This window comes from Methanofollis formosanus, from assembly GCF_019633745.1.
Lineage (GTDB): Archaea > Halobacteriota > Methanomicrobia > Methanomicrobiales > Methanofollaceae > Methanofollis > Methanofollis formosanus.
The window spans coordinates 2,610,659-2,629,991 of sequence record NZ_CP037968.1; the positions used below are offsets into that span (position 1 = coordinate 2,610,659).

The window sequence follows — 19,333 nt, forward strand, 5'->3', positions numbered from 1 at the left end:
ACCAGGATGAAGATGGAACGACGAGATAGTCTCTATTGTATCGATATGGGGATGGTGATCGCCTTTCTCCTCTGCGGCGTCACCGGCATTCTCAAATGGCCCGGGCTTGTGGGTGTGCCGGGGTGGGGGTGTCATGGTTTCGGCACCATGACGCTGATCCATGACTGGTCCGGTCTGGCGCTCTGTGTGCTCGCTCTGGTGCATGTGGCGATGCACTGGCGGTGGCTCGCGGCAATGACACGGAAAAAACTGCATATGAGGTGATGGGACTGCAGGGAAGAGATTTTTTTTATGGTGTGCAGATGATCGTGCTCCTCGGCATGGCCATGAGCTGTGCGGGGTGTATGGGCGAGGGCGCTCCGGCGGGCGTCGGGGACGACCTGACGGTGGCAACGCAGGAGGAGGAGGCATGCGGCGACGCCGACACGCTGGCGACCGGGGAGTCGGGTGATGCGGAGGAGAATTCCTCTTCCCTTGCCGGCACCTGCCCGTTCGGGAACCACTGCTGCGGGTCGCCGGGGTGCTCGTTGTGGACTGATTTGAATGAGGACGGGCGGTGCGACCTGGGGGTGACGGCTGAATGAACCTTTTTTCGGGATAAGATTCTTCGAAATCGGGGCGATATCCTCGCGTCTCTTCCGCCCCTTCCGTGGCCGTGCTGGGTGGCCCTGGCGTTTGGTATTACTTGCAATCATATGGGCCATCAGCGGGCCTGGTGAGGGGTGGTTTCCTCTTGGCGTTGGATGAATAAAGGGCGTTATGGGGGGATCGGAAACGAAGGCCGATACGGACCCGGATCAGGGGTGTGGTTCGTGAAATGGGGGGTGATATGGGGGTATTTGGGGGTGGGTCTCAGTCATGTTCCCGGGGTTTTCTGCATTATCGATGGTGCGGACTATCGGCATGATGGGGGAGATATTGGACGTTGAATCTGGAAATGATCTGAAAAAACGAGTCGATTAATGTTTTGCCATCATTTCGAGAGTTTCCCGGTTCTCTGCGATGGAGTCGGCAAGTGCTTTCCGCTCGGATTCTGTGAGGCCGGGGCCCATGAACGCATGCCTTCGCCGCGGTGCTGGCGGGAGGTCAGAGTGGGTTTTGTCGATCTCCGTCTCCGGGCTCATTGTCTTCACCCTGTTTAGACTTTGGAATCGTGTTCTGATCAGGATGCGTCTCTGGAGCAATAATATATATTATTCCTCTAACTCGGATGACAGATACGGGCTCCGGGAACACTGCCTCAAATCATGCCATAAGATAATTTGGATACCCATAAATCCTCATGGACTGATTCCCCTCCCATGCAAATTCCAGATGAGTGGGTGGGGGCGTTGGTGGTCGGACTCATCTTGCTCGTGTTGGGGCAGGTGGTGCTGTCATGGCGGGCATATTATCAGTACAAAGATGAGGTCCGGGATCAGGTCGATGGAAAAATCGGGAGCCTCACCTCGTCTCTAGAGAACCTGAACGCTAAAACTGAGAACTGCACCATCCGGATCGAGAACATATACGCACGCTTGGAGTCCTTTGAAAGCAAATACGACCAGGCCGACAGAGAACTCTGGAATAGAACGGATCAGATCGAGCGAAGACTCCAGGATAAGAACTCCCAACTGAAGGAAGAATTATTAGCGTTGCAGACCACTTCTGACCTGTTGATGAAGGCCGGTCTCCTGGGTTCGGAGGAGATATACAAGAAACGAAGAGGGGATGACTGATGCCGTTGACGCCTGCACAATTTGAAAGGATGGAGTACCTCTTAGGCAAGGCTCAACACACGTCGCTGACCCCGAATGAACAAGATGAATTACGGCGATATGTTGTCGTTGAGCAGCCGGGAGCAGAGGACGTTACGTTTGAAACCGTCGTGACGCTGGGACTGATCATCGTCGGTGCGTATCTGCTGTACAAATATCTTGAGTCCGCGGCCTGAAAATGTCGCGCTGATTCACAGAACTTTTTTCATGCGGCATGACCAGGACGTGCTTCTGGTCCGGTGCCACTTCCCATTTTTCACACGCCTCTGCACGGCCATAACGATTGCCCGGAAGCGATCATGAAGAGGGTGGTGCCGACCCATCCCTATCTTTGTCGGGGGCATGGTTTCATCCAGATGAATGGGGCACCCCGACGCACGACCGCCCATTATCAGGCGGGTGCACTATCGAAAAAACATCCCAAAAAACAACAAAAACAAAGAGAAGCAATGGGCCCGGTGCGACTCGAACGCACGACCTCCCGGTTATCAGCCGGGTGCACCACCGACTATGCTACGGGCCCTCTTCGGTGCCTGTTAGTGCCTGTAAATGTTGTACGAACACAGATTTAAAGGTTGCGCCGTCTCCTGCCCCACGACCCGCCCCCGTGACAGATCATTAAAAAGGAGTCAGGCGTACATACCATGGGACGCAGAATATGGTGAAACGATACCTCCTTGGGAACGAAGCCATCGCCCATGCCTGCATCGAAGCGGGCATCGACTTCGCGAGCGGCTATCCCGGAACACCGTCGTCCGAGGTGGTCGACACACTCAGGGCGCAGAAGGAGCGGGAGTTCTACATCGAATGGTCGGTGAACGAGAAAGTGGCCTTCGAGAACGCCCTCGCCGCATCCTGGTGCGGGCTCCGCTCGATGGTGACCATGAAGCACGTGGGCCTCAACGTCGCCGCCGACCCCCTGATGACCAGCGCCTACACCGGGGCGAAGGGGGGGTTCGTCGTCCTCTCGGCCGACGACCCCTACGCCCACTCCTCGCAGAACGAGCAGGACACCCGGCGCTACGCCCACTTCGCAAAGATCCCCTGCATGGTCCCCGCGAGCGTGCAGGAGGCGCACGACATGATGAAGGACGCCTTCGCCCTCTCCGAAGCGGTGGGCCTGCCGGTGCTGTACCGGCCGACGACCAGGATCTGCCACTCCAAGGGCGACGTCGACCTGGGCGACGTGAGCGAGGAGCACCGCACCGGCGCCTTCGAGAAGGACCCGACGCAGTACGTCGTGGTCCCGGCGCACACCCGCGTGCTCCACAAGCGGCTCAACGAGAAGCAGCCCGCGGTCAGGAAGGCCGTCCACGCCCTCGGGTACAACACCGCCGAGGTCCGCGGGAAGGCCGCGGTCGTCGCCTGCGGGATCGCCGCCTCCTACGTGCGCGAGGTGCTCCCGGCCGACGTCTCCTTCATGAAGATCGGGTGCTTCCCGGTCGACCCGGCCTGGATGGAGGAGTTCGTCCGGGCGCACGAGACCGTGCTGATCGTCGAGGAGGGCGCACCGATCGTCGAAGAGCGGCTCCGCCAACTTTCCTGCGGCGTGAAGGTCTTCGGGCAGATGGACGGGATCGTCCCCAAAGAGGGCGAGTTCTCCCCGGCCGTCGTCGCCGACGCCATGGTGCAGGCCGGGATCCTCGCGGCCTCGCCTGTCCCGGCGCCCGCCGCCCCGGCCGCCGGCCTCCCGCCAAGGCCGCCGATCCTCTGTGCCGGGTGCCCGCACCGCTCGGTCTTCTACGCGATCAAGCGGGCCTTCCCTGACGGCATCTACCCCTCAGACATCGGGTGCTACACCCTCGGCCTCCAGCTCGGCACCGTGGACACCACCATCTGCATGGGCGCCTCGGTCACCGTCGGGAGCGGCATCGCTCACTCTGGTGAAGAACGGCCGGTCGTCGCCACCATCGGCGACTCGACCTTCCTCCACACCGGTATCCAGGGGCTCATCAACGCGGTGTACAACAACGCCGAGATTACCCTGGTCATCCTGGACAACCGGATCACTGCGATGACCGGCCACCAGCCCAACCCATGCACCGGGGAGACGGCGATGGGCGAAGCAACTGTTCCGGTCTCCCTGGAAGCCCTCTGCCGGGCATGCGGCGTGCAGTTCGTCGAGACCGTCGACCCCTACGACTTCACCGCCACCCTCCAGGTGCTCAAGGAGGCGAAGGCTCGGCCCGGCGTCAAGGTGGTCATCGCCAAACAGGCCTGCGTCATCACCGCGAAGCGGGCGAAGGTCAGGCGGGGCCGGTACGTCGTCGACCCCGAGGTCTGCACCGCGTGCGGCGCCTGCCTCAGGTTCGGGTGCCCGGCCATCGGGCGCGACGAGAACGACAAAGCCGTGATCAACGAACTCTGCAACGGCTGCGGGGTCTGCGCCGACCTCTGCCCCACCGGCGCCATCGGAAAGGAGGGACGGAGATGAACAGCAGTTTTGACGTACTGATCGTGGGTATCGGCGGGCAGGGCACCATCCTTGCCTCGAACATCATCGGCGAGGCCTGCCTCATCGAGGAGACCCCGATCAAGGGCGTGGAGACCCACGGCATGGCCCAGCGCGGCGGGTCGGTGGAGAGCCACGTCAGGATCGGCGGGGAGTTCGGCCCCCTCATCGTGCCGGGCGGCGCCGACCTGATGATCGCCCTCGACCTCCTGGAGGCGGTGCGGTACCGCCACTACCTCAAGAAGGGAGCGCGGATCCTCGTCAACGACCACACCGTCGTCCCCACCTCGGTCCACACCCAGGGCCTGGAAATGCCGGGCCGCGACGCCCTCGTCGCCGACCTCGCCGACTTCGACCTCACCATGGTCGACGCCGCGGGCCTCGCCACCGAGGCCGGCAACCTCATTGTGCAGAACGTCGTGATGCTCGGCGCCGCGGCGCCCTCCTTCCCGCTCAAACCCGAGAGCCTGGAAGAAGCGGTGCGGCGCTCGGTCCCGCCAAAGACCCTCGACCTCAACCTCAGGGCCTTTGCCCTGGGACGCGAGGCCGGGCTGAAGAAGGAATGAGCGGGGGATCTTTCCCCCCTCGGGTTTTTTGAAGAATGAACGCGGGAGCGGAGCGGCCGTCTTCGATCTCTTGTTTCTCTTTCTGGTGTCGCCGCAAGGGTTTGAGGATTGGAGCGGACGGCACACCGCCAGAGAGATGGGAGAGGGCTCGCCGGATCCACCTCATCGCCGCCCCCGCCAATCGCCACCGTCGAGGGTTCGGGTTCCCCGAACCCTCGTATTATGAGGATAGGGGTGGACGGCACATCGTAGAAAATATGGGCTCTGGAGAATTGCTCATGAGGCGAACGCATGCCTCAAGCATATGTGATGAAAATTTCTCATCGCTCGATCGCTCTTTTTCAAGACCGGAGAATGGGTGGATACCTCGCGTCATCGCCGCCCCCGCCTATCCTCTCTCCGGCAGGGTCCGGGGGCGCAACCCCCGGCGCGAGACGGCAGGAAAAATTCTACGAAGTGAGGGCGGCACATCTGATCGTCACGCCACCAAAAAATATCCCGGGCCGCCATCGCCCCCACAAAAAAATTATTTCGACTTCGCCCCTTCCTTCAGGAACGCGAGGGTCTTGCCCAGCGCCTCGACCATCTCCTCCTCGCCGGTGAGATACTCCTGGAGGGCGCGGTAGAGCATGAGCATCAGGTCATAGCCATAGATCTCCACCGCCTCCGCGGGGGCGAGGGGGCAGAAGTACGAGTCGACCATCTGGCCGTCGGCGCTGTACATCAGTTCGGCGAACTCGCCCTTCTCGGTGAGGACGCAGTACTGGTCGGCCACCTGCTTGCTCGCATCGTCGGGACGGTACGGCATCGGATCGGTCTTGCCCAGCACGATCATCTTCTCCCGGTAGTACAGGGGCTTGAAGATCTGGCCCTGTGCGTCCTGCCGCCCGGCCTCCAGGAGACTGACCCCGACCTCCCCGATGAGGGGCGCCGCCATCTCGCCCATCCGCACGAGCAGGTCGGCCTCCCGCCCGGCAAGGTCGCCGGCGAGATGTTCCTTCTCCTCTTTCGCCGCTTTGATCCGGTTGATAAGGGCCGCAAGCCCTGCTTCGATCTCGTCCATGCCTAATGCTCCGTTGGTACTGAATTTGACCTATCACTATATGTAGACCCTTCGTTCAGCCTTCCGGTCAGGTACACCGTCCGGTTCCCGGTCACCTCCACCTCGACCCAGGTCCCGGGCTTCAGGTCGCCCTGGACCACGATCTCGCGGTACGCCTGGTCGCGGGCCACCACCGAGCCCGGCCGCTTCTGCCCCACGACCACCGCCCGCACGACCTGGCCCAGCACCGCCTCGTTCTTCTCAGAAAAGATCCGCTTGACCGCGGCGTCCAGACGACGTGAACGCGCCTTCACCACCCGTCCGGGGATCTGCTTCAGGTCGGCCGCCGGCGTGCCCGGCCGCACCGAGTAGCGCGTGATGTTCACCTTGTCGGGCCTGACCCGCTCGACCATCGCCAGGGTCTCCTCGAAGTCCTCCTCGGTCTCGGTCGGGTAGCCGACGATGAGGTCGGTGCAGACCCGCACCCCCGGCACCCCGGCGCGGAAGGCGGCGACGACCTCCTCGAACTCCGCGACCGTGTTGCCCCGCCGCATCGAAGCGAGCACCCGGTCGCACCCGGACTGGACCGGGAGGTGGACGAAGGAGAAGACCTTCTCGTTTCGGCACGCCTCCACCAGGGCATCGAGCGAGTCGAGCGCCGTCGCCGGGTTCATCATCCCCAGGCGCAGCCTGAACTCGCCCGGCACCGCCGTCATCGCCCGCACCAGGTCGGGCAGACGCCCGTCGCCGGTTTCAAGCCCCCAGGCGCTCACGTCCTGCGCCGTCACCTGCACCTCCGCGACCCCGCCGGCCACGAGGGCCGCCAGGTCCTCGCAGACCCGATCCGCCGGCCGGCTCTGCAGCCTCCCCCGCGCCGCACGGGTGATGCAGTAGGCGCATCGGCCCACGCACCCTGAGGAGATCTGGAGGATCCCGACCGCGCCCCCCGTCTGCGCACACCCCGCCGGCCAGCGCCGGTCGATCTCGGCCGGGAGGACGAGGCGCGCGTGCGGCGCCGCGGCCAGGACCGCCTCCCCCATGACCACCGGCATGCACCCGGTGACCACCAGGTCGCGGTCCGCGCACGCCCGGATCCGCCTGAGCATATGGCGCTCGGTCCGGCCGATGACGATACAGGTGTTGACGACGACCAGATCGGCCGCCGCCGGATCGTCGACGATCTGACACCCCTGCCCCTCCAGGATCCCGGCCAACCGGTGAGAATCGGCCTGGTTGTAGGTGCATCCGTAGGTCTCGATCCACACCCGCCTGTCCCTGAACTCGTCCATCCCTATACCCTCTGTTCCCACCCCATATCAGTCTGCAGACTGCGGCCGCAGAGGGCGCCGGATCTCCCCCAGCACAACCCTTAACCCCCCTTCCACCTATCATATACAGATGCTCACCATAGGCCTGCTAGGGTGCGGCAATATCGGGAATATCATAATTAAAAATCATGTAGGAGTCGATATTGTCGCCCTTTTTGACCAGATGCCCGGACGTGCAGAGGAGGCTGGGAAACTCTGCGACGCGAAGGCGTTTGGAAATATCGAAGACTTTCTCAATGAAGACTACGATATCGTTGTTGAAGCGGCTTCCATCGATGCCGCTCAGAAATATGCCGCCTCGGTTCTTGAACATGGGAAAGACCTTGTCGTCATGAGCGTCGGAGTCTTTGCCGACGAACTGTTCAGACAGGAGATCACCGACCTCGCCTCGTCCCTCGGCCAAAAGATCTATATTCCGAGCGGGGCGATCTTCGGACTCGACAACCTCAAGATCGGGCAAGTCTCAGGGATCACCAGACTGCTGCTGCGCACGACCAAGAACCCGCGGTCCCTCAATATCGAAGAGTGCGCCGAACGCACGTGCCTCTTCTCAGGGATGGCGAACGAGTGCATCAGGCACTATCCCAAGAATACCAACGTCTCGGTCGCCCTCGAACTCGCCGCCGGCAGGGACGTGGAGGTGGAACTCTGGGCCGACCCGAGCGTCGACAGGAACGTGCACGAGATCTTCATCGAAGGCGACTTCGGTGAGGCGACGATCACCGTGAAGAACCTGCCGAGCCCGGACAACCCGGCGACCAGCTACCTTGCCGCGCTCTCGATCGTGACCCTGCTCAAGAACCTCGGCGAACCGATGAGAGTGGGAACATGATCCAGGACGAAATACGGAAACTCAAAGAAGAACAGGGCGCGGTGATCCTCGCCCACAACTACCAGATACCTGAGGTCCAGGACATCGCCGACTTTGTAGGCGACAGCCTGGAACTCGCGATCAAGGCCAAGGAAGCCACCGCCGACGTGCTCATCTTCTGCGGGGTCGAGTTCATGGCCGAGACCGCGAAGATCCTCAACCCCTCGAGAAAGGTCATCCTCCCGGTGGAGAACGCCGGGTGTCCGCTCGCCGACTGTCTCACCCCGGAGATGGTCCGCGAGGCGAGGGCCCGCCACCCTGACGCCGCCGTGGTGCTGTACGTCAACTCGACGATCGAGTCCAAGGCCGAGGCCGATATCACCTGCACCTCGGCGAACGCCGTCGAGGTGGTGCGGTCCCTTGCCGAGGAGACGGTGCTCTTCGGGCCCGACGCCAACCTGGCGCACTATGTCGCAGCGCAGGTGCCGGAGAAGATGGTCATCCCCCTCCCGGAGGGCGGCCACTGCCCGGTCCACCGGAAATACACGCTCGCCGACGTCGAGGCCGGGCACGCACGGGGCGACGCCGTGGTCTGCCACCCCGAATGCGACCCCGCGATCCAGGAGGCTTCAGACCTTATCGCCTCCACCGGCGGGATGGCCAGACAGGCGCACCTCCACCAGAACTGGACGGTGCTCACCGAGGAGGGGATGGCCTACCGTCTCGGCCGCCTCTTCCCTGATCGCACCTTCCATGCCGTCGAGGGCGTCGTCTGCGAGGACATGAAGCGCACGACCCTCGAAGACGTGCTCAGGGCCCTCGAGACCGGGGAGTACGAGGTGACCATCGACGATGAGGTCGCCGCCCGTGCCCGCACGGCCATCGAGCGGATGATCGCCCTCAGGGGGTGAGAAGCACGACCGTCGACCTCGGGCGCCTCGTCTCGTTCCTGGAGGAGGACGCCCCCTTCGGCGACATCACCTCCGAGGCCGTGGTGCCCGCGGAGGTCGTGCTCGCCGCGGCGGTCAGGACGCGGGAACGCTGCGTCATCGCCGGGCTTGAGGAGGGCGTCGCCCTCTTCAGACACCTCGGCGTCGAGGCCGAGGCGACGGTCGAGGACGGCGCGGAGGTCGACCCCGGCACGACGGTGATGACCGTCTCCGGGCCGGCCCGCGCCGTCCTCCTGGGCGAACGCACGGTCCTCAACATCATCGGCCGGATGAGTGGGATCGCCACCGCGACGCGGGCGGCAGTGCGGGCGGTGGAGGCCGCCGACCCCCATCTGAAGGTCGCCTCCACGCGGAAGACCGCGCCCGGCCTCCGGGCCCTGGACAAGAAGGCCGCGGTCCTCGGCGGGGCGGAGGCCCACCGCCTCTCCCTCTCCGACATGGTCCTCATCAAGGACAACCACCTCGGCCTCGTCGGGTTCGAGGAGGCGGTGCGGCGGGCCCGCGCCTACACCCTCTATCACAAGGTGGAGATCGAGGTGGAGACGGCCGAAGACGCCGTCGTCGCCGCAAAGGCCGGCGCAGACCTGATCCTCCTCGACAACATGGATCCTGCGGCGGTCGCCGGCGCAATCAAGGCGCTTCAGGCGGCCGGTCTGCGCGACCGCGTCCTCGTCGAGGTCTCGGGGGGAATAACGCCCGAAACCGCCCCTGATTACGGGGGGACCGGGGCCGACCTGGTCAGCATGGGTGCCCTGACCCATACGGTCAGGAACGTGGACGTCGGGCTCGATATCGTCTGAATAATGAGTATATGGGGGGGACGCACTTCCCGTCATAGCCGGGCGTAGCGGGAAGTTTGATAAGATTTCACACCGTACTGATTAAGTCATTTCAGGATTGGAGCATGGGAGCAGACATTCAGGATATCAATCGTCGGGAAGGTGAGATGGAGGATTCGCTGGAAGAGGAGATCGACGGCCTGGTCCTCGACCTCAAGGACCCGAACCTCGCCGCCAGGTGGGAGGCGGTCGCCTCCCTCGTGGAGATCGGAGCACCTGCTGTCCCGCGGCTCATCGAGGCCCTCCAAGACCGGAACAAATACGTGCGCTGGGGTGCGGCAGAGGCCCTCGGTAAGATCGGGGACGACCGGGCGGTCGAGGCCCTGGTCAGGGTGCTGAGAGATAAAGACAAGGACGTCAGGTGGAAGGCGGCGATCAGTCTCGGCGGGATGCAGGCCGCGGGCGCCGTCTGCGCCCTGATCAAGGCGCTCAGGGACGAGGACCCGGACGTCAGGTGGGGGGCGGCGACCGGGCTCGGCGAGATCGGCGACCCGCGCGCGGTGGACTATCTCCTCGAGGCCCTGCAGGAGAAGGACGGGACCGACGGCCGGGACGGGATCGTCTTCGCCCTCGGCGAACTCGGCGACCACCGGGCGGTCGGGCCCCTCATCGAGGCGCTGGAGGACAGGAACTACGAGATCAGGTTCGAGGCCGCGAAGGCCCTGGGCAAGATCGGCGACCCGGCGGCCGAAGCGCCCCTCCTCGAACGCCTCGCCGACCGGAACTGGGAGGTGCGGCTCGTCGCCGCGGAGGCGGTCGTCAAGATCGGCGGCAGCCATGTGGTCGAGTCCCTCCTCGCCCTCCTCACCGACGACTCGGCCGACGTGCGCCGGACGGCCGTCGAGATCCTCGGCGAGATCGGCGACCCCCGCGCCGTGGAACCCCTCGTCGCCGTGCTCAGGCACGACGAGAACTGCCGGTACGAGGCCGCGGAGGCCCTGGGCAAGATCGGGGACGTCAGGGCCTTTGTCCCGCTCCAGCAGATCTACGATTTCTGCGAGCCCTGCGTCAGGGTCGCGGTCCTCAACTCGCTCTCGGCGATCCAGAGAAAAAATAGAAATTTCGCCGACCTCTCGGTCAGCGGACAATAAGCACCGGGGTCTCGATCTCCCCGCTGATCTCGCCCAGGGTGCTGCCCAGTTGCAGACGGCCGGTCCGGCCGTGGGCGCCCATCACGACGAGCGAATACCCGCCGGCGTTGATCTCCCCGACGATCTCCTCTCTTCTGCTCCCTTCGGCGACTCTGGCGGTGCACCGGCACCCTTCTTCGGCGCAGTACGTCTTGAGGCTCTCGAGTTCGCTCATGATGCTCTGGTGCATCGAGTCCCAGATGTTCTGTTCGTAGGTGCCGATGATGTCGCACTTGTTGCTCTGGGTGCAGTAGTTGAAGGCCATCACCCGCGCCTCCCGCCGGTCCATGACGGAGAGGAGTACGATCTCGGCGTCTTTTTTCTTTTTTGCGATTGAGATGGCGTGGAGGGCCGCTTTGTGCCCCCACTTGGAGCCGTCGATGAGTGCCAGTATTTTCATTGTCATCATCACCACATGAAGCGCAGCCAGAGGAGGCCGAGGCCGATCGCCACGCTCAGGACGAGGACGATCATTCCTATCTTCAGGAATTCGATGAAGCTGATATTTATGCCTTCCCGCTCGGCGACCCCCAGGACCACCACGTTGGCCGAGGCACCGATGGCCGTCCCGTTTCCGCCCAGACAGGCGCCCAGGGAGAGGGCCCACCAGAGGGGACCGACGTCCATCGCCGTGCCCATGTCCTGGATGAGGGGGATGAGCGTGGCGGTGAGCGGGATGTTGTCGACGAAGGCCGAGGCGATGGCCGAGAACCAGGCGATGATGATCATCGCCTCGCCGGTGGAGGAGACGTGGCCGACGACGAACTCCGCGACCTGGGCGATGAGCCCGGTCTCGACGAGGGCGCCGACGATGACGAAGAGTCCGCCGAAGAAGAAGAGGGCGGGCCATTCGATCTTCTCCAGGATCTCTTCGGGCGGCACGCGGCTCCAGAAGAGGATGAGCGCCGCACCGGTCAGGGCCACGACGGCGGGTTCGACGCCGAGGCTGCCGTGCACGAAGAAGAGGACGACGACCAGGAGGATGGTGACCACCGACTTGGTGAAGAGGGCGCGGTCTTTGATCGCCGCCCGTTCGTCCAGGGCTTCGAGGCTGCGCACGATCTCTCCCATCGCCTCCTCTCCGACGGCGATCTTCTTGCGGTAGAGGAGGGCCAGGAAGAGGATGACCACCACGAAGTCGACGGCGACGATCGGGCCCATCGTGAAGAGGAAGTCGTTGAACCCGAGGCCGGCGGCCGATCCGATCATGATGTTCGGGGGGTCGCCGATGAGCGTCGCTGCGCCGCCCACGTTGGAGGCGAAGATCTCGGTGAGCAGGAAGGGCACCGGGTTGAGCTTCATCACCCCCGCGATGTACAGGAGCATCGGGGTGAGGAGGAGCACCGTCGTCACGTTGTCCAGGAAGGCGCTCGTCACCGCGGTCACGATGGCGAAGAGGACCAGCACGCGCATGGGGCTGCCTCCCGAGAGTTTGGCGGTCTTGATCGCGATGTACTCGAAGAGCCCGCTCCCGCGTGCGGTGTTCACGATGATCATCATCCCCATCAGGAGGAAGATGGTGCCGAGGTCCAGGTATTCGGGGATCTTGTCCCAGGGGACGATCCCGGCGAAGGCGATCACCGCGGCGCCGGCCATCGCCGCCACTGCCCGGTGGATCCGTTCGTCGATGATCAGGGCGTAGGTGAAGAGGAAGATCGCGATGGCGATGAGTTCAGGGCCGGTCATGGCGCTTCCTCCGATTGTTCGTGAGTGTGTGGCTCATAGGGTATGGTGTCCGTGTTCTTTGCCTCCCGGAGAAGGTCGATTGGTGGGGGGAGAGTGACGGCATGTCACGCTCCTCTGGTGTGCAGAAGAAATGTTGTTGCTCACGCCACATCAGCCTTGCGAAAAATAGAGATCTGGAGAAATTCCCCGGATAGATCTCAGTGTGGAGGATCAGCCCTCAAAGGCTGGAAGCCTTCTCATGCTCACTCCACTCGCACCCCGTAAGAAGATAGAATCAGGGGCGACAGCCCTCCCTTCTGGATCGTCTCTTCTGTGTGGGGCGGCAGGGTGTTGTGTTTCCATCCGCTGCCGTGTCATGTATGCTTGAGGGGTGCTTTCGCTTCATGAACAATTACCATGAAAATGATCCTGACGATCCTCTCTTCAGGTTTTCATGAGAGTTTGAACTTGCCATATCACGTTGAAGCCGATACGCAGAGGATAGAAAATTCCTCTGATGGATCGGCCGCCCCTAATCGTCAAATCTTTCCCGCAATCTCGCGCCGGGGGCTCTGCCCCCGGACCCCCACGACGAGGATAGCCGGGGGGCGGCGATGAAACCAGATCTTCCAAAGGTTCTGTCGCGAGGATTGGGATCCCGCCCACACACCGTAGCGCAGCTCAGAAAATTTTCATCCCGTATGCTTGAGCCTAGGTTCATGCCTGATTCTACAGATTCCAATTATGCGCATTTCTTCCTGAAGGAAATACAGCACCATAACAGAACAAGTGCGAAAGCCGAACTTATCGCAATAAATCCCGGCACCGGTGACATTCTGTCATCTTCGCCTGCTAATGCAGCATTATCTCTGGTGTGCTCATCAAGCTCGATCAGATAAATCTCCCGTCCGTCGCTCATGATGATCGTATCGCCTGTCGGGCTCCAGTAGAGTTCGCGGGATACCGGAGGACCAAGTGGTTTTACCGTCTGCTGCGCACTTCCGTCCCAATCCATTACTTTGACTTCCCCGCAGGACGAGTAGGCAATCTTCCGACCTGAGGGGCTCCATCCGAGCGCCATTCCACCCGAACATCCATCATCGGTAAGCTGGCACCCGCCGCTACCGTCCGGACGAATCGTCCACACATCCATAGAAAAATACGCGATATCTTTCTCTTCAGGACTCCATTTTGGATTAAACGCCCATTTCAAGAGGAGTGGCGTCTTTTTTCCACCTGAAACATCGGCAATCCAGATATCATATCTGCTATCTGCAAAGGATGGTATTGCGATTTGATCTCCAGATGGACTCCAGGATATTCTTACATCAATAGTGTCCACCAGTTGGTAATCACATACTTCACCGTCAAAAACGCGGTGCTGGTTGCTGCCGTCCGCTTTCATGACCCAAAGTTCCCGGGATCCGGATCTGTTCGAGAAGAATGCAATTTTCGTTCCGTCCGGGCTCCAGGAGATGAAGAAATCGTCGTAAGGAGCGTTGGTGAGACGGATTGCCCCGGTTCCGTCGCTCCTGATAGCCCATACGTCGAGTTCCTCTCCGTCGCTCTGTGAAAATGCGATCTCATCTCCTGCCGGGCTCCAGCCGGGATGCACAACGGGTGAGTCCACCGGCAGCCGGGTCTTTTCCGAACCGTCGCTACGCATAATCCAGAGAGAAGAATTTCCCTGATATGCAATCCGTGTTCCGTCGGGGCTCCAACTGGGGTATAGACACGTCCCTTCAATGTGGGCATCGGTTAATTGAACAGGATCGCGAACGTCTGCGGATGCTGCGTGAACCAGTAGGATAAAAAGAAGGAACATCGTGATGCACGGGATCGAGAGCCCATGGAAGTATTGTTTATTATATGGCGAACTGCGAGGTCTATTCATATGCCGGATCCTCTGCAGCATGGATAGTAACTTTTTTATCACATTCGAACCAGAATTCGGGCACTCCAAACAACCATGGGTTAAACTCGAAACTTATCGTCTCTCCTGATCTGACACGAACAGACCAGCGTAATACATAGGCTACATCCGCTTGTTCCGATGAAAAACTCCAATCATAATCAACTTTTTGAACATCATATGCATATGTGGGAGGTCTTACTAGAGCGAGAATGAGATCGGTACAATCCAGAAAGAAACCGGCAAATGGAACCGGCTCCAAGCATAGTGAAAAAAGAGCCTCATATAATTCATAATTAGGTTTCTGCAGTTCCTCTACTGGCCATGCTCCAACACAATTCGGATCAAGCGAGATATATAACTCCTGACTCGTCTGGTTACTGTTTTCCTGTACTGTAATACCCATCCCTCGTATTCCTGGATAACGACTGTCCTCATCATCTCTCATCATCCCTGCTGCAGCTAATCTGAAGTCATATAGCCAGTCTCCATCATACAGTTCACATTTTCCCATATATTCTATAACAACCGAAAAAAATGCGGCAACTGTATGACCCGGGTTCCCAGGGTAATCTTTGACTACCGATAGTACTTCTTGAAGCGTGCTCTGGGGAAGCCATATCACATCCCAGTTCCAGTAGTTCTCCCCGGACCCATTTTCGTTCGCCGCGACCACCCGCACCGTGTGCTCCCCGAGCGGGGCGCTCTGGAAGGTGTATGATGCCTGCTGGACGCCTGATCCGCTCGTGTGCACCAGTTCTCTGTCCAGGTAGAACGTCAGCGTGGCGGGCTGGTCGCACGAGGCCGTGAACGTCCGCTCCGCCCCGACGGGATCGCCGACATCCGGATCTGCCGGGCTGACCCGTGTTACCACCGGCGGATATACAACGCTTCCCATGCCTCACACCTCCAGGTACCCCTCGCGGATCAGATGCTGCGGAAGCACCCATCCGTTGCAGAACACCGTATTGCCGTCCCTCCAGACCGGCTCGGGTGAAACATACTTCTGGTGAACCCAGAATCGGTTGTTAAACTGGCAAAACGGCTCCCCCTCCGGACACAGGGGCGTTCCGGGAGGTTGCTGCTTGATGGTCGAGAAGAGGGTATGGTAATCTCCGGACAGCGGCTCTCGAATCCGCTTTCTCTCCAGATCGAGGTACAGGGTAGGCTGGTAACAGATAAGAGAACCGTGATCCGGTCGGTCCTGGAGCTTCATTTTGTCGGCCCCGCTGGCACCGATGATCGCAATATCGTATTTTTCCTTGCGTAACCTCTCCATGAAAGCAGCGTAATCGAACCGGAACCAGGTGAGCGAAGGAAAGATATCCCAATATTCGGCAGGAAAAGAACCGACGGCTATTACCTTCCCGATTCCTCTTGGGAGCTCCATCTCCGGTTCGATCGGTTCTGCGGCAATTTGATCCGCATGATACAGGATTTTATCCGTACCGACACAGGGACCGTCGAGGACGGCGGGAGTTTTTGTCAGGATGGTCTGCACATTCCGGTCATGGACACGATCCCAGAATGCCATGAGATCCTGCGAGGGGCCAATTCCGTGTCTTCTCTTGCTCCATAGCTGTTTGAAGAAATCAGAAACATATTCCTTCCAGTTTTCGCGTGCATCATATGAAACGACTTCATTGATGTTCTCGAACAGGTCGACGTATACGGCACGCAGCGGGGCATAGGCAAACGTGATCTCCATGATATAAGCATCGTACCCCGCGGGGACCCACTGTTCGAACGCACTTTTACTCCGTGCCGCCTCCAGCGGAACCGAATAGTGATAGCAATCCTCGAACAAATACCGGTGAACGTCATTCTGATCTTTATTCGTCTGGAGGCACGCTACACGTTTACCTTCATTTCGTAACTGTTTCTCAAGCAGGATGGCCGTGGTAGTTTTTCCCTGATCCGGGATCGAGGCAAGTACGTAGAGGTCTGTCATCACGTCACCTGTTGTATACTATATCTGAATTGGATGGTCGCCAATAATTGTTATTATATATTATTTCGTTATTATTTAGATATAAGATTTTATAAATTGGTATTATTTAATGAAATCATACGTGCCAAACTAATGTCAGCCAAGAGAAGAATCAATCAGTCTGGAAAACTGTTTGGAGGAGGTAAAACATCAAACGCAAGACGATTTCAAAATAGGCCCCTTTTAATCGCTCCTGTGGCGAAAGCACCCCCAGGCATATCTCATGAACATTTTTCATCGCAGATCTTCTGGGTGTGGAGAGATCCTCGATCCCTCTCCTTGTGACAGGGCGGTAGGGAGGGCACCCCTCAATCGCCATCCCCCCTATCTTCGTGAAGATGGGGGGGAAGGTAGCGTCGAAGATCCTGGCGAGCGTGATGCCGTCTTCGGTTCTCTCTTTTGCGGGGAGGGTCCGGGAGGGGGGGGCAACCCCTCTCCCGGTCAAGAGCTTATCCCAAAAAAACAACCCTCCTCCCTCACGTAAACATGAGGAGGAGGATCCCGAGGCCCACGGCCACGGTCACGAAGAGGATGAGCGCACCCATCTTGAGGAACTCCATGAACGAGATGGAGATCCCCTCGCGCTCGGCGATCCCGATGACCACGACGTTCGCCGAGGCGGCGATGGCCGTCCCGTTCCCGCCCATGCAGGCGCCAAGAGAGAGGGCCCACCAGAGGGGTTCGACCTCCATCGTCATCCCCATGTCCTGGATGAGGGGGATGAGGGTGGCGGTGAGCGGGATGTTGTCCACGATCGCCGAGGCGATGGCCGAGAACCAGGCGATGATGATCATCGCCTCGCCGGTGGTGTGGACGTGGCTGACCACGAACTCCGCCACCTGGGAGATGAGCCCGGTCTCGACGAGGGCACCGACGATGATGAAGAGCCCGCCGAAGAAGAAGAGGGCGGGCCACTCGATCTTCTCCAGGATCTCTTCGGGGGGCAGGCGGCTCCAGAAGAGGATGATCGCCGCGCCGGTCAGCGCCACGATCGCCGGCTCGACCCCGAGACTGCCGTGCACGAAGAAGAGGGCGACGACCAGGAGGATCGTGATCACCGACTTGTTGAAGAGCGAACGGTCCAGGATCGCCGCCCTTTCGTCGAGGTCGTCGATGGTCTTTGCGATCGATCTCTGCTCCTCAGGCTCGACCCGCAGCTGCTTGCCGTAGATGAAGTAGAGCATGACCAGCATGATGATCATGTCGACGACGACGACCGGTCCCATGGTCATGAGAAAGTCGTTGAAGCCGAGGCCGGCGGCCGATCCGATCATGATGTTGGGCGGGTCGCCGATGAGCGTCGCTGCGCCGCCCACGTTGGATGCGAAGATCTCGGAGAGCAGGAAGGGCACCGGGTTGAGCTTCATCAGTTTCGCGATGTACAGGAGCATCGGGGTGAGGAGGAGCACCGTCGTGACGTTGTCCAGGAAGGCGCTCGTCACCGCGGTGACGATCGAGAAGAGGATCAGCACCCGCATCGGGCTGCCCTTCGCGAGTTTGGCGGTCCTGATCGCGATATACTCGAAAAGCCCGCTCCCGCGTGCGGTGTTCACGATGATCATCATCCCCATCAGGAGGAAGATCGTCCCGAGGTCCAGGTATTCAGGGACCTTTTCCCAGGGGACGACCTGGGAGAAGGTGATCACCGCCGCCCCGGCCATCGCCGCAACGGCCCGGTGGATCCGTTCGTCGATGATGAGGGCGTAGGTGACGAGAAATACCCCTATTGCAAGGATTTCTGCTTCTATCATGGCTGATATCTCTAGTAGACAATGATCGGGATGTCAGCGGTCTGGGCGAGTTTGAGGGTGACCGAACTCAGGGGCGAGATCTCGGTCGTCGAGGCCCCGTACTGCTTCGAGACCACGATCATGTCGTGCTCTCCGGCGAGTTCGAGGATGTTCTCATATTTCTTTCCTGAGAAGAGCCTGCTCTTCACCGAGAGCCCGGCGGCTTCAAGTTCCGATACCGCCCGTTTGAGGAGCTCTTCTCCGAAGGCTTCGCGTTTCTGTTTAAAGTCCTGGATCACCGCCTCGTCGAGGCTGTCTTCGACGATCCTGATTACCTCCATGTCGATGATGTACACCAGCGAGACTGTCGCCCCCTCGTAGGTCGAGAGGGTCTCGTACAGGACCGGCGGGATCTCCTTCACGAAGTAGTCGAGCGGCATGAGGATGGAGGCGACCTCCGGTATCCTGGCCTCTTCTTCGGTGAGAAGGAACTCGCGGTACTCCCTGACGACGGTGTCGTACCGCTTCCCGGCCACGTCCTTGAACTTTCTCTGAATCAATGAAGTAAAATACCCCATTGTGATCCCGTGATAGTATGATAGGCGGGCCTTTAACACTTCTCCCCTGAGGGGCCGTCCCGGAGGCGGGCGCGGCAGGCCGGACAGAGGCGCATCCGTTTCCGGTCCAGGTCGTCGAGGGTCTCGGGCTTGAACATCACGCATTCGGGGTCGGCGCAGTGCTCCAGGCCGAGGAGGTGGCCGATCTCGTGCGCCCCTTCTTTCGCCACCCGGTCGGCGAGGTCGTCGAAGGCGGAGGGCCGGCCGTAATAGGCGTTGTCCAGGCGGGCGAGGGAGACGACGGCGCACCCGGTGGAGGGGCGGGCCAGGCCGAAGACGAAGTCGCACCCGTCGATGAAGAGGTCGTGGGTGACGACGAGGAGGGCGGGGTCGCGGGAGTCGGCCCGGCGTTTCATGAAGAGGACGCGTTCGAGGACGGCGCGGGCGTCGTACTGGTTGCGTTCCGGGTGATAGCCGTTGATCAACCCTTCCGCGTCGGCGTGGCCGGGCGAGGTGCCGAGGACCAGGTCGATCCGCCGCCCCACCGGCATCTGCAGACCGGTCGGGACCTGATGGTCCCAAATAATCGTGACGCCCATGATAG

20 protein-coding genes and 1 tRNA gene are annotated in these 19,333 nt (G+C 60.7%); 10 read left to right on the forward strand and 11 right to left on the reverse strand.

From position 1 onward, the window contains the following. Positions 1 to 12: 12 nt before the first annotated feature. The 4 genes from E2N92_RS11940 (at position 13) to E2N92_RS11955 (ending at position 1,933) form a co-directional block, all read left to right on the forward strand. Complete coding sequence (locus E2N92_RS11940) at positions 13 to 264, forward strand: DUF4405 domain-containing protein (protein WP_220681374.1); 252 nt, start codon at positions 13 to 15, stop codon at positions 262 to 264. Further along, positions 264 to 584: a hypothetical protein gene (locus E2N92_RS11945; protein WP_220681375.1), complete on the forward strand. Its 321-nt coding sequence runs from the start codon at positions 264 to 266 to the stop codon at positions 582 to 584. The genes E2N92_RS11940 and E2N92_RS11945 overlap by 1 nt, the downstream gene beginning before the upstream one ends. A 717-nt stretch (positions 585 to 1,301) precedes the next feature. Further along, complete coding sequence (locus tag E2N92_RS11950; protein ID WP_220681376.1) at positions 1,302 to 1,718, forward strand: hypothetical protein; 417 nt, start codon at positions 1,302 to 1,304, stop codon at positions 1,716 to 1,718. Continuing rightward, a complete protein-coding gene (locus tag E2N92_RS11955) occupies positions 1,718 to 1,933 on the forward strand; it encodes a hypothetical protein (protein ID WP_220681377.1) in 216 nt (71 codons plus the stop codon). Before E2N92_RS11950 ends, E2N92_RS11955 begins: the two co-directional genes overlap by 1 nt. A 274-nt stretch (positions 1,934 to 2,207) precedes the next feature. Here the strand turns inward: E2N92_RS11955 and E2N92_RS11960 are convergent. Next, positions 2,208 to 2,280 (reverse strand) — tRNA-Ile (locus E2N92_RS11960). Between the two features lie 135 nt (positions 2,281 to 2,415). Here E2N92_RS11960 and iorA point away from each other — a divergent pair. Together iorA and E2N92_RS11970 are read left to right on the forward strand one after the other, a co-directional pair. Next, entirely contained in the window at positions 2,416 to 4,191 is a 1,776-nt protein-coding gene (gene iorA / locus E2N92_RS11965; protein ID WP_220681378.1) for an indolepyruvate ferredoxin oxidoreductase subunit alpha, read from the forward strand. Then, positions 4,188 to 4,775: an indolepyruvate oxidoreductase subunit beta gene (locus E2N92_RS11970; protein ID WP_220681379.1), complete on the forward strand. Its 588-nt coding sequence runs from the start codon at positions 4,188 to 4,190 to the stop codon at positions 4,773 to 4,775. Before iorA ends, E2N92_RS11970 begins: the two co-directional genes overlap by 4 nt. Before the next feature lie 526 nt (positions 4,776 to 5,301). Here E2N92_RS11970 and E2N92_RS11975 read toward each other — a convergent pair. Both E2N92_RS11975 and E2N92_RS11980 read right to left on the reverse strand, forming a co-directional pair. Then, positions 5,302 to 5,838, reverse strand: coding sequence for a hypothetical protein (locus tag E2N92_RS11975; RefSeq protein ID WP_220681380.1), 537 nt, complete (start codon positions 5,836 to 5,838; stop codon positions 5,302 to 5,304). A gap of 2 nt (positions 5,839 to 5,840) precedes the next feature. After that, positions 5,841 to 7,106 (reverse strand): tRNA (N(6)-L-threonylcarbamoyladenosine(37)-C(2))-methylthiotransferase, encoded by a 1,266-nt coding sequence (locus tag E2N92_RS11980; protein ID WP_220681381.1) that lies wholly within the window; start codon positions 7,104 to 7,106, stop codon positions 5,841 to 5,843. 109 nt (positions 7,107 to 7,215) lie between these two features. Here E2N92_RS11980 and nadX point away from each other — a divergent pair, with 109 nt between their 5' ends. The 4 genes from nadX (at position 7,216) to E2N92_RS12000 (ending at position 10,836) form a co-directional block, all read left to right on the forward strand. Beyond that, on the forward strand, positions 7,216 to 7,977 hold the full coding sequence (nadX, locus tag E2N92_RS11985; protein WP_220681382.1) for an aspartate dehydrogenase: 762 nt from the start codon (positions 7,216 to 7,218) through the stop codon (positions 7,975 to 7,977). Further along, on the forward strand, positions 7,974 to 8,867 hold the full coding sequence (nadA, locus tag E2N92_RS11990; protein WP_220681383.1) for a quinolinate synthase NadA: 894 nt from the start codon (positions 7,974 to 7,976) through the stop codon (positions 8,865 to 8,867). Before nadX ends, nadA begins: the two co-directional genes overlap by 4 nt. Then, the gene (gene nadC / locus E2N92_RS11995; RefSeq protein WP_220681384.1) at positions 8,864 to 9,706 is read left to right on the forward strand and encodes a carboxylating nicotinate-nucleotide diphosphorylase; all 843 of its coding nucleotides are present in this window, start codon (positions 8,864 to 8,866) and stop codon (positions 9,704 to 9,706) included. Before nadA ends, nadC begins: the two co-directional genes overlap by 4 nt. A 146-nt stretch (positions 9,707 to 9,852) precedes the next feature. Next, a complete protein-coding gene (locus tag E2N92_RS12000) occupies positions 9,853 to 10,836 on the forward strand; it encodes a HEAT repeat domain-containing protein (protein ID WP_220681385.1) in 984 nt (327 codons plus the stop codon). Here E2N92_RS12000 and E2N92_RS12005 read toward each other — a convergent pair. From E2N92_RS12005 to E2N92_RS12040, 8 genes are all read right to left on the reverse strand, one after another. Continuing rightward, complete coding sequence (locus E2N92_RS12005) at positions 10,823 to 11,275, reverse strand: universal stress protein (protein ID WP_220681386.1); 453 nt, start codon at positions 11,273 to 11,275, stop codon at positions 10,823 to 10,825. The genes E2N92_RS12000 and E2N92_RS12005 overlap by 14 nt on opposite strands. Positions 11,276 to 11,283: 8 nt before the next feature. After that, positions 11,284 to 12,561 (reverse strand): ArsB/NhaD family transporter, encoded by a 1,278-nt coding sequence (locus E2N92_RS12010; protein ID WP_220681387.1) that lies wholly within the window; start codon positions 12,559 to 12,561, stop codon positions 11,284 to 11,286. A 721-nt stretch (positions 12,562 to 13,282) separates the two neighbouring features. After that, positions 13,283 to 14,206 (reverse strand): TolB family protein, encoded by a 924-nt coding sequence (locus E2N92_RS12015; RefSeq protein ID WP_220681388.1) that lies wholly within the window; start codon positions 14,204 to 14,206, stop codon positions 13,283 to 13,285. 220 nt (positions 14,207 to 14,426) lie between these two features. Then, a complete protein-coding gene (locus E2N92_RS12020) occupies positions 14,427 to 15,350 on the reverse strand; it encodes a hypothetical protein (protein WP_220681389.1) in 924 nt (307 codons plus the stop codon). A gap of 3 nt (positions 15,351 to 15,353) precedes the next feature. Beyond that, entirely contained in the window at positions 15,354 to 16,403 is a 1,050-nt protein-coding gene (locus E2N92_RS12025) for a hypothetical protein (protein ID WP_220681390.1), read from the reverse strand. A 515-nt stretch (positions 16,404 to 16,918) separates the two neighbouring features. After that, positions 16,919 to 18,193 (reverse strand): ArsB/NhaD family transporter, encoded by a 1,275-nt coding sequence (locus E2N92_RS12030; RefSeq protein WP_220681391.1) that lies wholly within the window; start codon positions 18,191 to 18,193, stop codon positions 16,919 to 16,921. Between the two features lie 11 nt (positions 18,194 to 18,204). Then, a complete protein-coding gene (locus E2N92_RS12035; RefSeq protein WP_246589213.1) occupies positions 18,205 to 18,732 on the reverse strand; it encodes a universal stress protein in 528 nt (175 codons plus the stop codon). A 50-nt stretch (positions 18,733 to 18,782) separates the two neighbouring features. Continuing rightward, positions 18,783 to 19,328 carry an archaemetzincin family Zn-dependent metalloprotease gene (locus E2N92_RS12040; protein WP_220681393.1) on the reverse strand — a complete coding sequence of 182 codons (546 nt, stop codon included), beginning with the start codon at positions 19,326 to 19,328 and terminating at the stop codon, positions 18,783 to 18,785. Between the last annotated feature and the right edge of the window lie 5 nt (positions 19,329 to 19,333).

Coding starts and splice junctions, on each gene's coding strand:
- E2N92_RS12015 (WP_220681388.1), bottom strand. CDS start 14,206: ATGCGTAGCGACGGTTCGGAAAAGACCCGGCTGCCGGTGGACTCACCC.
- E2N92_RS11975 (WP_220681380.1), bottom strand. CDS start 5,838: ATGGACGAGATCGAAGCAGGGCTTGCGGCCCTTATCAACCGGATCAAA.
- E2N92_RS12020 (WP_220681389.1), bottom strand. CDS start 15,350: ATGGGAAGCGTTGTATATCCGCCGGTGGTAACACGGGTCAGCCCGGCA.
- E2N92_RS12025 (WP_220681390.1), bottom strand. CDS start 16,403: ATGACAGACCTCTACGTACTTGCCTCGATCCCGGATCAGGGAAAAACT.
- E2N92_RS11980 (WP_220681381.1), bottom strand. CDS start 7,106: ATGGACGAGTTCAGGGACAGGCGGGTGTGGATCGAGACCTACGGATGC.
- nadA (WP_220681383.1), top strand. CDS start 7,974: ATGATCCAGGACGAAATACGGAAACTCAAAGAAGAACAGGGCGCGGTG.
- iorA (WP_220681378.1), top strand. CDS start 2,416: ATGGTGAAACGATACCTCCTTGGGAACGAAGCCATCGCCCATGCCTGC.
- E2N92_RS11945 (WP_220681375.1), top strand. CDS start 264: ATGGGACTGCAGGGAAGAGATTTTTTTTATGGTGTGCAGATGATCGTG.
- E2N92_RS12000 (WP_220681385.1), top strand. CDS start 9,853: ATGGAGGATTCGCTGGAAGAGGAGATCGACGGCCTGGTCCTCGACCTC.
- E2N92_RS12005 (WP_220681386.1), bottom strand. CDS start 11,275: ATGAAAATACTGGCACTCATCGACGGCTCCAAGTGGGGGCACAAAGCG.
- E2N92_RS12040 (WP_220681393.1), bottom strand. CDS start 19,328: ATGGGCGTCACGATTATTTGGGACCATCAGGTCCCGACCGGTCTGCAG.
- E2N92_RS11970 (WP_220681379.1), top strand. CDS start 4,188: ATGAACAGCAGTTTTGACGTACTGATCGTGGGTATCGGCGGGCAGGGC.
- E2N92_RS12030 (WP_220681391.1), bottom strand. CDS start 18,193: ATGATAGAAGCAGAAATCCTTGCAATAGGGGTATTTCTCGTCACCTAC.
- E2N92_RS11950 (WP_220681376.1), top strand. CDS start 1,302: ATGCAAATTCCAGATGAGTGGGTGGGGGCGTTGGTGGTCGGACTCATC.
- E2N92_RS12010 (WP_220681387.1), bottom strand. CDS start 12,561: ATGACCGGCCCTGAACTCATCGCCATCGCGATCTTCCTCTTCACCTAC.
- E2N92_RS11940 (WP_220681374.1), top strand. CDS start 13: ATGGAACGACGAGATAGTCTCTATTGTATCGATATGGGGATGGTGATC.
- E2N92_RS11955 (WP_220681377.1), top strand. CDS start 1,718: ATGCCGTTGACGCCTGCACAATTTGAAAGGATGGAGTACCTCTTAGGC.
- nadX (WP_220681382.1), top strand. CDS start 7,216: ATGCTCACCATAGGCCTGCTAGGGTGCGGCAATATCGGGAATATCATA.